Origin of the sequence: Lysobacter enzymogenes (genome assembly GCF_023617245.1) — a bacterium.
GTDB classification, from domain to species: domain Bacteria; phylum Pseudomonadota; class Gammaproteobacteria; order Xanthomonadales; family Xanthomonadaceae; genus Lysobacter; species Lysobacter yananisis.
This window is the reverse complement of record NZ_CP067396.1, coordinates 4,841,857-4,854,367: the sequence shown is the minus strand read 5'-3', so window position 1 is coordinate 4,854,367 and position 12,511 is coordinate 4,841,857. Positions and strand designations below refer to the sequence as shown.

Below are 12,511 nucleotides of genomic sequence, written 5' to 3'. Positions count from 1 at the left end.
GTTCCGTGTCCAAGCCTTCCCGCCTGTTCGCCGCGTGCGCCGTGGTCCTGGCGCTGTCGGCCACCGGCTGCTTCCGCAGCATCACCAGCACGCCCGGCGAAGCGCCCAACCTCGAGAAGTGGGTCGCCGAGGTCAAGGCGCGCCCGGCGCCGCCGCTGGATCCGCTGCCGGTGATGCAGCAGTTCGAAACCTTCGAATACGCCGCGCAGGACCTGCGCGACCCGTTCAGCACCGCCTTCACCGACGAAGACAGCGGCTCCGGCGTGCGTCCGGACAAGGTGCGCCGCAAGCAGCCGCTCGAAGCGTTCCCGCTCGACGGCCTGGACATGGTCGGTACCCTGGGTACGGGCAAGAACATCGTGGCGCTGGTGATGGCGCCCGACAAAGTGACTTATCGTGTTCGACCCGGTGCGTACATGGGGCAGAACGACGGTCGCGTGACCGGCGTGTCTGAGGAGCGCATCGACTTGGTGGAACTGGTGCCGGATGGCGCTGGCGGCTGGTTGGAACGACCGGCTTCCGTGGCGCTGGAAGATCAATAAGGGGATTGCATGATGATCGTATTCAACGCCAACCGCATGCCGTCGGACCGACGCCCCATGGCATCCGGCGCCCGCATGGCCGCGCCCCGTCTGGCCGGGCTCGCGCTCGGCCTGCTCGCCGGCATCAGCGCGGTCAACGCCGCCGAACCGGTCGCCGCCGCGGGCAAGCCCGCGCTCGCGCCGGCCCCGGCGGTCGCGCCGACGCCGAGCAACGACCCCGCCAAGCAGCTGCCGGGCACCATCTCGGTCGCCAACATCGACTTCAAGCGCGGCGACGGCGGCTCCGGCAAGCTGATCGTGCGCTTCAGCGGCGAAGGCGCGCTGCCCGACATGCGCAGCCAGGGCTCGCAGGTCACCATCGACGTCGGCAACGCGCAGTTGCCGGCGGCGCTGCAGCGCCCGCTCAACGTCGCCGACTTCGCCACGCCGGTGCAGCGCATCGACGCGCGCAGCGCCGGCACCGGTTCGCAGCTGGTGCTCAACACCGCCGGCGCGGTCGATACCATGGCCTACCAGACCGGCCGCGACTACATCGTCGAGGTGGTGCCGCGCACCGCCCAGGCCGGCAATCGCGCGGTCGGCGCGGTCGGCGCCAGGCCCGCCGCGACCGCGGCGCCGACGTCCGGCACGATCGGCGGCAGCGCTCCGGTCGCCGCGCGCAGCTACTCCGGCCGCCCGGTGACCTTCAACTTCCAGGACGTGCCGGTGCGCACCGTGCTGCAGTTGGTTGCCGAGGAGTCGAACCTCAACATCGTCGCCGCCGACACGGTCCAGGGCAACGTCACCCTGCGCCTGGTCAACGTGCCGTGGGACCAGGCGCTGGACATCGTCCTGCAGGCCAAGGGCCTGGACAAGCGCCGCAGCGGCAACGTGGTGTGGGTCGCGCCGCAGGCCGAGGTCGCCAAGTACGAGCAGGACCGCGAGGACGCGCGCATCGCGCTCGACAACCGCGTCGATCTGGTCACCGAGTACGTGCAGATCAACTACCACAACGCCGCGCAGATCTATAAGGCGCTGACCGAGGCCAAGGGCATCGGCGGCGCTTCCGGCGGCGCGTCCAACAGCAACAGCAGCAACGAGAACGGCTTCCTGTCTCCGCGCGGGCGGCTGGTGGCGGACGAGCGCACCAACACCCTGATGATCAGCGACATTCCGAAGAAAGTCGCGCAGATGAAGGACCTGATCAAGGTCATCGACCGCCCGGTCGACCAGGTCCTGATCGAGGCCCGCATCGTCATCGCCAGCGAGAGCTTCGCCCGCGACCTGGGCGCGCGCTTCGGCGTGTCGGGCCAGAAGGGCGATGTGATCACCAGCGGCACGCTGGACAGCATCAACAACTATCGCAACATCGCGGCCAAGAACGACTTGATCAGGCAGCAGGCGAGGCAGTTGACCGACGACGCCGACACGTTCCGCGTGTCCGATCCGGCCAAGTACGCCACGTTGAACGACCAGGCCCGCTCGCTGCTGCAGACCCTGACCAACCCGGCGTTCCTGTTCCCGGCCAGCCTCAACACCAACCTGGCCCGGCTCAACCCGGCCGGCGCGATCGCCTTCACCATCCTGGGCAAGTACGTCGACCTGGACATGGAGTTCAGCGCGATGCAGACCGAGGGCCGCGGCGAAGTGGTGTCCAACCCGCGCGTGGTGACCAGCAACCAGCGCGAGGCGGTGATCCGCCAGGGCGAGGAGGTCGGCTACGTGACGATCTCGCCGCAGCAGGGCGGCAACAGCATTCCGATCCCGAACGTGCAGTTCAAGGACGTGCTGATGGAGATGAAGGTCAATCCGACCATCACCAACGACGGCCGCGTGTTCCTGAACCTGGACGTCAAGAAGGACGAGATCAGCCGCTACGTCAACACTTCGATCGGCGAAGTGCCGCAGATCAACAAGCGCAACATCAACACCGCGGTGCTGGTGGAAGACGGCCAGACCGTCGTGATCGGCGGCGTGTACGAGTTCCGCGACCGCAGCGACCTGAGCAAGGTGCCGTTCCTCGCCGACATCCCGTTCCTGGGCAACCTGTTCAAGAAGAAGACCCGCAGCAAGGACAAGGCCGAGCTGCTGATCTTCGTGACCCCCAAGGTGATGAAGGTCGCGCAGCGCTGAACGCGCCGCGGCGCAAGCGAGGAGGGCCTTCGGGCCCTCTTCGCGTTTGTGCGGGCCGGCGGCGCTGAGGCGCGCCGGCGGACGGCCGATGCGCCGTCGCCGCCGGGTTTGCCGTTCCCGGCGAAAACCCGGCGCAAGCGCGCCCCGCGCGGCCGGGCCGGGGTCCGATCGCGTCCGCGGGTTGAACCTGCGCGGCGAACTTCGGTCAGAATCGCCGTGCCGATGCCGTATTGCCCGTTAAAGTAATGCCTTCGTTTGCCCGCTTCGCCGCCATGGATACCGGATGGACAGCGCTACCGATCACGCCCAAACCCCTGTTGCCGCCACTTCTCCCGCCGATGTCGCCCGCCTGCACGACGCGTTCAGGCAATTGCGCGACGCGCTTGCCGTCGAGATCGTCGGCCAGTCCGAACTGATCGAGCGCCTGCTGATCGCCCTGCTCGCCGACGGCCACCTGTTGGTCGAAGGCGCGCCCGGCCTGGCCAAGACCAGCGCGGTGCGCGCGCTGGCCGCGCGCCTGGAAGCCGATTTCGCCCGCGTCCAGTTCACCCCGGACCTGCTGCCGGCCGACCTCACCGGCACCGAGGTGTGGCGTCCGCAGGAAGGCCGGTTCGAGTTCCAGGCCGGGCCGATCTTCCATCCGATCCTGCTCGCCGACGAAATCAACCGCGCCCCGGCCAAGGTGCAGTCGGCGTTGCTGGAAGCGATGGGCGAGCGCCAGGTCACCGTCGGCCGCGCCACCTACGCGCTGCCGCCGCTGTTCCTGGTCATGGCGACCCAGAACCCGATCGAGCAGGAGGGCACCTTCCCGCTGCCCGAGGCCCAGCTCGACCGTTTCCTCATGCACGTGCGCATCGGCTATCCCGAGGCCGCCGCCGAGGCCGAGATCCTGCGGCTGGCGCGCGAGCGCGCCCGCCAGACCCTCAAGCCCGCGCCGGTCGCGGTGCAGCGCATGCCGCTGGCGGACGTGTTCGCCGCGCGCTCGGCGGTGCTGGACCTGCACGTCGCGCCCGCGGTGGAGCGTTACCTGGTCGAGCTGGTGCTGGCCTCGCGCGACGCCGCCCGCTACGACGCCACCCTGGCCCGGCGCATCGCCTGGGGCGCCAGCCCGCGCGGCTCGATCGCGCTGGAGCGCTGCGCGCGCGCCCACGCCTGGCTGGCCGGACGCGACTTCGTCACTCCCGACGACGTGCGCGCGATCGCCCCGGACGTGCTGCGCCACCGCATCCTGCCGAGCTACGAGGCCACCGCCGAAGGCTGGGACGGCGATCGCCTGCTCGGCGAACTGCTCAAGAAGGTGCCGTTGCCTTGAGGCCATGGGGCGGGATCGTGTTTGCGGATCGAGCTTTGGAATCGCAGTGTCGGGATCGGAATTTCGCGATCGCAGCTTCGCGATCCGCGGCGGACGCGCTTGCGCGGACGAGCGCGCCGCGTGCACCCAGGGATCGGAGTGAGAGGACTCGATGAGCGACGGCGTCGTTCCCAGCCTGGCCGAGTTGGTGGCGCTGCGCGCCGCCGTCGCCGGCCGCCGCAGCGCGCGCCAGGGACGCCACGGCGTCAGCGGGCAGGCGTTGTCGCCGCTGCGCGGGCGCGGCATGGAGTACGCCGAGTCGCGCGAATACTCCAACGGCGACGACGCCCGCCACATCGACTGGCGGCTGACCGCGCGCACCGGCCGCGCCCACACCAAATTGTTCCAGGCCGAGCGCGAGCGCCTGAGCCTGATCGTCGCCGACACCTCGCCGGGGCTGTACTTCGGCACCCGGGTGCGCTTCAAGTCGGTGCAGGCCGCGCGCGCCGGCGCGGTCGCGGCCTGGGCCGCGGCGCGCGACGGCGACCGCATCGCCGCGCTGCGCGGCAGCCTGCGCGAGCCGCCGGTGAATCCCGGCAGCGGTCCGCGCGGCGCGCTGCGCGTGCTCGACGCGATGGTGCGCTGGTATGCGCAGCCGCCGGCCGAGGACGCCGGGCTGGAGGTCGCGCTCGACCACGCATCGCGCCTGCTGCGTCCGGGTTCGCGCATGGTGGTGCTGGCCGAGCCCGGCAGCGTCGCGGCGCTGCCGCAGCGGCGCTGGGCGGTGCTGGCCCAGCACCACGAAGTGATCGTGCTGCTGCTGACCGATCCGATCGAAGCCGCGCCGCCGCAGGCCGCGCTGCCGTTCAGCCACGACGGCCAACGCATCGAGCTCGACCTCGGCGCGCCGGCCCAGCGCCAGCGCTGGCACGCCAGCTTCGTCGCGCCGGTGCAGGCCGCGCTGGAAAAACTGCCGGCGCGCGGCGTGCGCGTGCAGGCGCTGTCGACCGACGCGGCCAGCGAATCCTGGCTGCCGCTGCTGGGCCGCACCCGGCCGTTGGTGGCCTGATGGCTTCGCCGAAACAACTGCCGCTGCGCGACGTGCACCTGCCGGGCGCGCCCTCGCTGTGGCCGCTGGCGCCGGGCTGGTGGCTGCTGCTGGCGGCGCTGGCCGCGCTGGCGCTGTCGCTGTGGTGGTGGCAGCGCCGCCGCACCCGCCGCCGGCGCGAGGCCGAGCGCGTGTTCGACGAAGCCCTGGCCGCGGCGACCACGCCGGCCGCGCAGGTCGCGGCGATCTCCGAACTGCTGCGCCGCGCCGGCCGCCGCCGCGACCGCGCCGCCGACACCCTCGACGGCCAGGCCTGGCTGGAATTCCTCGATCGCGGCAGCAAGCGCCGCGATTTCGCCGAAGGTCCCGGCCGGCTGCTGCTGGAAGGCGGCTACCGGCGCCAGGTCGATCCGGCCCAGGCGGCCGCGCTGCGCGAACTGGCGCGGCGGCGGTTCCTGCAATGGATGGGCGTGCGCGCATGATCCGCGTCTTTGCGAGCGCGCCGCGATGACCGGGCTGGGCGGGTTGATCGCCGACTGGCGCGAATTGTTCGCCTGGCCGTGGTGGCTGGCGGCGCTGCCGCTGCCGCTGCTGGCGCGCTGGCTGCTGCCGCCGGCGCGCGACGGTTCGGCGGCATTGAAAGTGCCGTTCGGCGCGCGCCTGGACGCGGTCGCCGCGGCCGGCGGGCGCGGCCTGCGCGGCGGCGGCGCCGGCTGGCTGCTGTGGCTGGCCTGGGCGCTGCTGTGCCTGGCCGCGGCGCGGCCGCAACAGCTCGGCGATCCGATCCGCCCGCCCCAGGTCGGCCGCGGCATGATGCTGGCGTTGGACCTGTCGGGCAGCATGAGCGAACAGGACATGACCCTGGGCCGGCGCAACGTCGACCGCCTGACCGCGGCCAAGGCGGTGCTGGCCGACTTCCTCGACCGCCGCGTCGGCGACCGCGTCGGCCTGGTGGTGTTCGGCAACCGCGCCTATGTGCTGGCGCCGCTGACCCTGGACCGCGACACCGTGCGCGACCAGCTCGGCAACAGCCTGGTCGGCCTGGCCGGGCAGGAGACCGCGATCGGCGAGGCCATCGGCCTGGCGGTGCGGCGCCTGCGCCAACTGCCCGAACGCGAGCGCGTGCTGATCCTGCTGACCGACGGCGTCAACACGCCCGGCACCCCCGATCCGATGCGCGCCGCCCAGATCGCACGCGACGAAGGCGTGCGCGTGCACACCATCGCGTTCGGCGGCGACGGCGTGCTGACCCTGTTCGGCGTGCGCCTGCCGACCAGCGGCGGCGCCGAGGTCGACGAAGCGGCGCTGCGCCGCATCGCCGACCTCACCGGCGGCCGCTTCTTCCGCGCCCGCGACACCGCCGAGCTGGCCGGCATCTACGCCGAGATCGACCGGCTCGAACCGGTGCAGCGCGAAGGCAAGGCGGTGCGCCCGCGGCTGGAGCGCTATCCCTGGCCGCTCGGCGCCGCGCTGGCGCTGGGCCTGCTGGCGTTCGCGTGGCCGCGACGGAGGCCGGCATGAATCCTTCGGCGTGGTTCGAACACCTGGCGCCGCTGACCTTCCTGCGCCCGCAGTGGCTGTGGGCGTTGCTGGCGCTGCCGCTGCTGGGCGCGTGGTGGTGGCGCAGCCGCCGCCAGCGCAACGTCTGGCAGGGCGCGGTCGATGCGCATTTGTTGCCGCATCTGCTCGATGCGGCGCCGGGCCGGCGTTCGCAACTGGCGGCCGGCGCGGCTGCGCTGGGCTATGCGCTGGCGGTCTTGGCGCTGGCCGGGCCCAGTTGGTCGCAGGGCGAGCAGCCGCTGTGGCAGGGCAGCACGCCGATGGTGGTGGCGCTGGACCTGTCCAGCCGCAGCCTCGCCGGCGACCTGCCGCCCAGCCGCCTGGCCCAGGCCCGGGCCAAGCTCGCCGCGTTGCTGCGCGCGCGCGCCGGCGGCGGCCAGATCGCGCTGGTGGTCTACGCCGACGACGCCTTCACCGTGGCGCCGCTGACCGACGACCCGGACAACATCTCGGTGTTCCTGGATTCGCTGGCGCCGGACATCATGCCCGGCGACGGCCAGCGCAGCGACCGCGCCATCGCCTGGTCGGCGCGGCTGCTGCGCCAGGGCGGCTTCAAGCGCGGCCGCATCGTGCTGATCACCGACCGCGGCGACAGCGCCGCCGACCGCGCCGCGGCCAAGGCCGCCGGCGACGGCTACAGCGTGTCGGTGCTGGGCCTGGGCAGCGCCAGCGGCGCCGCGTTCCAGCGCCCCGACGGCCGCATCGTCAAAGTCAGGCTCGACACTTCGTCGCTGCAGGATCTGGTGCGCGCCGGCAACGGCCGCTACGCCGCGCTCAGCGCCGACGACAGCGACCTGCGCGCGCTGCAGATCGGCAACGCCGGCAGCGGCGACGCGCGCGTCGGCGCCGGCGCCGGCGAGAAGCGGCTGGCGCGCGAGGACGACGGTTACTGGCTGTTGCCGCCGTTGCTGCTGCTGGCGCTGTTCGCGTTCCGCCGCCGCGCCGGCGCCGGCGCGCTGGCGTTGCTGCTGTGCCTGGGCCTGCCGCTGGCGACCGCGCCGGCGCGCGCGCAGTCGCTGTGGCAGCGCGCCGACCAGAGCGCGCACGAGCGCATCGTCGAAGGCAACCAGGCCTATCGGTCCGGGCGCTTCGAGCAGGCCGGCGAACTCTACCAGCGCGGCCAGGGCGCCGATGCGCAGTACAACCTCGGCAACGCGCTGGCGCGCCAGGGCCGCTATCCGGAGGCCATCGCCGCCTACGACCGCGCGCTCAAGCAGCAGCCGGGCATGGCCGACGCGCTCGCCAACAAGCGCGCGGTGGAGGCGGCGATGAAGCGGCCGCCGCCGCAGAACCAGAACGGCAAGGGGCAGCAGCAGAAACCGTCTTCGGGTTCCAAGCAGGACGATCCCAAGCTGCAGCCGTCGGATTCGCAGCAAAAGCCCGACGGCAAGCCGCAATCGCCGCCGCCGAAGCCCGACCAGGACGGCAAGCCGCAAGACCGGCCCAAGCCCGCCGACGATCCCGAGCAGCAGCGCCGCGCCGACCAGGAGCAGCGCGAGCGCATGCAGCGCGAGCTCGAGCGCCAGCGCGCGCAACAGCCGCCGCCGGGCGCGCGCGAGCCGGCGCGCACGCCGGCCCAGCGCGAGCGCCAGCAGGCCAACGACGCCTGGCTCAAGCGCGTTCCCGACGACCCGGGCAGCCTGCTGCGGGAACGGTTCAAGATCGAGTACGCGCGCCGGCAGATGTCGGCGCTGGAGGGAGACTGAGGCGATGTCGCGTTACCTGCTCAAATTCGCCCTGTGCCTGCTGCTCGCCGGCTTCAGCGCCGGCGCCGCGGCGCAGGTGCGCGCCTGGCTCGACCGCAGCAGCATCCGCGCCGGCGAGACGGCGACCTTGAACGTCGAGGTCGTCGGCCGGGTCGGCGGCGCGCCGGACTATGCGCCGTTGTCGGCGAACTTCGAACTGGTCGGCACCAGCGTCGACACCCGGATCGAACCGGGCGCGCAGGGCATGGTCGCGCGCAGCCGCTACAGCGCGGTGCTGCGGCCGCTGCGCAGCGGCCGCATGAGCGTGCCGCCGCTGCAAGTCGCCGGCCAGCGCACCGCGCCGGTGGACCTGTACGTCGAACCGACCCCGGCCGCGGCGCCGGAGGAAGCGGTCGGCGCCAGCGACGTGTTCATCGATGCCGCGCCGGACGACAGCAGCCCCTACGTGCAGCAGGCGGTGGGCTGGGTGGTGCGGCTGTACGCGTCCACCCCGGTGCTCGGCGGCAAGATCGACCAGCCGGTGCCCGACGGCGCCTCGCTGACCAAGGTCGGCGACGACCTGCAGTACGAGCGCACCGCCAACGGCCAGCGCTACACCGTGGTCGAGCGCCGCTTCCTGCTGGTGCCCGAGCGCAGCGGCCCGCTGACCATGCCGGCGGCGGTGTTCGAAGGCCGGGTCGGCACGACCCTGATCGAGCAGCTGACCGGCAGCGGCGGCGACGCCCGCCGCGCGGTCAGCCGCGCGCGCACCCTGCAGGTGCGGCCGGTGCCGGCCGACGCGCCGCAGCCGTGGCTGCCGCTGCGCAGCCTGACCCTGAGCTATCGCTCCACGCCGCAGCAATTGCGCGTCGGCAATTCCGCCAGCCTGACCATCGAGGCCAGCGTCGACGGTGCCGGCCTGGCGCAGATGCCGGAGCTGCAACTGCCGCCGATCGACGGCGTGCAGGTGTTCGCCGATCCGGTCCAGGCCGACGAGACCTTCGTCGGCGGGCGGCCGCGGGTGAAGCTGACCCGCAAGTTCTCGCTGGTGCCCTCGCGCGAAGGCGAGGTGCGTCTGGACGGCCTGCGCCTGGACTGGTGGGACGTGAACGCGCGCGCCGCGCGCACCGCCACCCTGCCGCCGCTGAGCTGGACGGTGGGCCAGGGCATCGGCGGCACCCAGGCCGCGCCGACCAATCCGGCCGTGGCCGCCGCGCGCGGCGCGGGCGGCAAGACCGAGGCCGGCGCGGACCCGGCGCCGGCCGCGATCGACGCCGCGGCGACGGGCAGCGGCGGCGCGGTGCACAAGAGCTGGGCGATCGCCGCGGTGCTGTTCGCGCTGCTGTGGCTGGGCACCCTGGTGTGGGCGCTGCAACTGCGCGCGCAGCCGCGCCTGATGGCCGCGGCCGCGCCCAAGGCGGCCGCCGCCGCTACCGGCGCGGCGCCGCCGGCATCGCTGGCGCTGAACCTGCCGGCCTTGCGCGAACTGATCGACCGCGGCGATTTCGAACATATCGCCAGCGTCCTGCGCGGCTTGGCCAAGCCGCCGGCGGCCGACGACGACGAACTGGTCGAACGCCTGGCCGACCCGGCCCAGCGCGACGCCGTGCAGGCCTTGCGCCGCGCGCGCTGGGGCGGAGGCGACGGCGTCGACGCGCGCAACCGCCTGCGCGCCGCGTTCGCGCAAGGGCCGCACTGGCGGCAAGGCGCCGCGCAGCGGCCTTCGCCGCTGCCGCCGCTGTATCCGCCGGGCAAGTAACAGTAGGAGGGACTTCAGTCCTGATGCTTTTGTCGCAGATCGCGGCGACCTGAGCCGAAGGCATCGGGGCTGAAGCCCCTCCCACAAATGCAGCCCGAAGCCGGCGCTTTGCGTTGTCGTAGGAGGGACTTCAGTCCCGACGCTTTCGCTGCAGATCGCGGCGACCTGAGCGGAAGGCGTCGGGGCTGAAGCCCCTCCCACAAATGCAGCCCGCAAATGCAGCCCGAAGCCGACGCTTTGCGCTGTTGTGGGAGGGACTTCAGTCCCGACGCTTTCGTTGCAGATCGCGGCGACTTGAGCCGAAGGCGTCGGGGCTGAAGCCCCTCCCACGCGAGCGGCACGTCGCCGCCACCCCGCGCCGTTTCGCGCGAAACGGCGCGGGGCGCGCATGCTGCGGCGCTTCCAAACCCCACCGTCCGGGCGTTTGCGGACCCCTGGTGTATCCTGCCGATTGTTTTGGCCGGGCGGTAACGAGCGTATCCATGAGCGAAACCCAGAACGCGCGCAAGCAGCTGCCGCTGCACTGGAAGATGGCGATCGGCTTCCTCGCCGGCCTCGGCCTGGGCCTGATCGTCTACGCCGCGGGCGTCGGGGGCATCAGTTGGGCGCAGCTCACCGGTCAGGCCTGCGAGGCCGGCGCCACCGGCTGGCGCTGCGAGTCGCTGCTCAAGCTGTTCACCGAAGTGATCACCGGCCCGGCCGGCGAGATCTTCCTGCGCCTGATCTTCATGCTGGTGATCCCGCTGCTGTTCTCGGCCCTGGTCATGGGCGTGAGCGAGATGGGCGACATCCGCGCGTTCGGCCGGGTCGGCTGGCGCACGCTCGGCCTGACCATCGTGATGTCGGGCCTGGCGGTGGTGCTGGGCCTGGTCATGGTCAACGTGTTCCAACCCGGCGCGGGCATGGACCCGACCCAGGCGCAGCAGTTGATGAGCGAGAACGCCGAGCGCGCGCAGAGCATCGTCAAGGGCAGCGCCGACGCGCCCAAGGGCATCCAGATGCTGGTGTCGATCGTGCCCAGCAACGTGGTCCAGGCCGCGGCCGACGACGCGATCCTGGCGGTGATGTTCTTCGCCCTGATGATCGGCGTGGGCATGGTGCTGACCAAGTCCAAGGCGGTGGACACGCTGCGCGACGGCATCCAGGGCCTGTTCGAAATCTCCATGACCCTGATCGGGCTGGTGATCAAGCTGGCGCCGTACGCGGTGTTCTGCTTCATGTTCAACCTGTCCTCGCAGTTCGGCTGGGACTTGTTGTTCAAGCTGGCCAAGTACGTCGCGGTGGTGGTGGCGGCGCTGGCGATCCACCTGTTCGTGGTCTATTCGCTGGCGATCAAGTTCGTCGGCGGCCGCTCGCCGCTGGCCTTCTTCAAGGGCGCGCAGGAAGCGATGGTGCTGGCGTTCTCCACCGCCTCCAGCAACGCGACCCTGCCGACCGCGCTGCGCGTGGCCGACGAGCTCAAGCTGCCGCGGCGCATCTCGCGCTTCGTGCTGACCGTGGGCGCGACCGCGAACCAGAACGGCACCGCGCTGTTCGAGGGCGTGACGGTGATCTTCCTGGCCCAGTTCTTCGGCGTCGACCTGACCCTGGGCCAGCAGGTCATGGTGATGCTGGTGTGCATCCTCGGCGGCATCGGCACGGCCGGCGTTCCGTCGGGTTCGCTGCCGGTGGTGGCGATGATCTGCGCGATGGTCAAGGTGCCGCCGGAGGGCATCGGCCTGATCCTCGGCGTCAATCATTTCCTCGACATGTGCCGGACCACGCTCAACGTCACCGGCGACATCGCCATCGCGTCGATGGTGTCGCGCGGGGTGGAGGATCCGCCGGCGGAGACGTTGGCGGATTGATCCGCGATCCGCGAAAAGCCCGCCGTCCGGCGGGCTTTTTCTTTGCGGGGGCTTTGTGTAGGAGCGACGCGAGTCGCGACCGCGAAAACGCAGCTATTGCGTGGGTTTCGTCTTAGTTACGTGGCTTGCGACGTGGCTGCAGTCGGATACGAACCGCAACGGCCGTCATTCCGGCGAACGCCGGAATCCAACCGAAGCGATGAAGTCCCGCCGTTACGTCCCGAAGCAACAAATCGCTCCAGGCCGTCATTCCGGCGAACGCCGGAATCCAACCGAAGCGATGAAGTCCCGCCGTTACGTCCCGAAGCAACAGATCGCTCCAGGTCGTCATTCCGGCGAACGCCGGAATCCATTTTGACTTTGCTGTTGCTCCTGCTTTTTGCGCGGCAGCGAGTGACGAAAAGCCGCCATCAAGGGCTTCCGTCCGCAAGCGGCCGGGTCACTTTCTTTGTCCAAAGCAACAAAGAAAGTAACCAAAGAAAGTGCTTTTCCCTGTTCCGAATCAAGAGCCACTAAGGCTCGCAGCGGCGCGGGGCCGCGCCATAAGGGGCATCCTGCCCCATGGCGCGCGTGCGCATCCATGCGCACGCCCTCCGGGGCTGCGGGACGACTGCGTCGTGCTCGGGGGCGGGCACAAGCAACGGCAACATCAACGGCAAGGTCAAAA

10 protein-coding genes and 1 pseudogene are annotated in these 12,511 nt (G+C 71.4%); 9 read left to right on the top strand and 2 right to left on the bottom strand.

Features of this window, described 5'->3' with window-relative positions; translation table 11 throughout:
- The first annotated feature begins 23 nt into the window (after positions 1-23).
- The 8 genes from JHW41_RS20060 to JHW41_RS20025 all read left to right on the top strand — a co-directional run bounded on the left by JHW41_RS20060 (position 24) and on the right by JHW41_RS20025 (position 9,997).
- Positions 24-542, top strand: coding sequence for a pilus assembly protein PilP (locus tag JHW41_RS20060; protein WP_428995585.1), 519 nt, complete (start codon positions 24-26; stop codon positions 540-542).
- Between the two features lie 12 nt (positions 543-554).
- Complete coding sequence (locus JHW41_RS20055; RefSeq protein WP_078997247.1) at positions 555-2,654, top strand: type IV pilus secretin PilQ; 2,100 nt, start codon at positions 555-557, stop codon at positions 2,652-2,654.
- Positions 2,655-2,937: 283 nt separating this feature from the next.
- Positions 2,938-3,966 carry an AAA family ATPase gene (locus JHW41_RS20050; protein ID WP_057946408.1) on the top strand — a complete coding sequence of 343 codons (1,029 nt, stop codon included), beginning with the start codon at positions 2,938-2,940 and terminating at the stop codon, positions 3,964-3,966.
- Between the two features lie 151 nt (positions 3,967-4,117).
- Positions 4,118-5,014 carry a DUF58 domain-containing protein gene (locus JHW41_RS20045; RefSeq protein WP_250444976.1) on the top strand — a complete coding sequence of 299 codons (897 nt, stop codon included), beginning with the start codon at positions 4,118-4,120 and terminating at the stop codon, positions 5,012-5,014.
- Complete coding sequence (locus tag JHW41_RS20040) at positions 5,014-5,475, top strand: DUF4381 family protein (RefSeq protein WP_250444974.1); 462 nt, start codon at positions 5,014-5,016, stop codon at positions 5,473-5,475. Before JHW41_RS20045 ends, JHW41_RS20040 begins: the two co-directional genes overlap by 1 nt.
- 25 nt (positions 5,476-5,500) lie before the next feature.
- Complete coding sequence (locus tag JHW41_RS20035) at positions 5,501-6,514, top strand: vWA domain-containing protein (RefSeq protein WP_250444972.1); 1,014 nt, start codon at positions 5,501-5,503, stop codon at positions 6,512-6,514.
- A complete protein-coding gene (locus tag JHW41_RS20030; RefSeq protein ID WP_250444954.1) occupies positions 6,511-8,259 on the top strand; it encodes a vWA domain-containing protein in 1,749 nt (582 codons plus the stop codon). Before JHW41_RS20035 ends, JHW41_RS20030 begins: the two co-directional genes overlap by 4 nt.
- A 4-nt stretch (positions 8,260-8,263) precedes the next feature.
- A complete protein-coding gene (locus JHW41_RS20025; protein ID WP_250444952.1) occupies positions 8,264-9,997 on the top strand; it encodes a BatD family protein in 1,734 nt (577 codons plus the stop codon).
- A 114-nt stretch (positions 9,998-10,111) separates the two neighbouring features.
- Here JHW41_RS20025 and JHW41_RS27515 read toward each other — a convergent pair.
- Positions 10,112-10,387, bottom strand: a pseudogene (locus JHW41_RS27515) (DUF6053 domain-containing protein); the annotation flags it as partial.
- A gap of 92 nt (positions 10,388-10,479) precedes the next feature.
- Between JHW41_RS27515 and JHW41_RS20020 the strand changes: the two are divergent.
- On the top strand, positions 10,480-11,844 hold the full coding sequence (locus JHW41_RS20020; protein ID WP_250444950.1) for a dicarboxylate/amino acid:cation symporter: 1,365 nt from the start codon (positions 10,480-10,482) through the stop codon (positions 11,842-11,844).
- Positions 11,845-12,171: 327 nt separating this feature from the next.
- On the opposite strand, the gene JHW41_RS20015 is transcribed toward JHW41_RS20020, so the two are convergent.
- Entirely contained in the window at positions 12,172-12,426 is a 255-nt protein-coding gene (locus tag JHW41_RS20015) for a hypothetical protein (RefSeq protein WP_250444948.1), read from the bottom strand.
- Positions 12,427-12,511 lie beyond the last annotated feature (85 nt).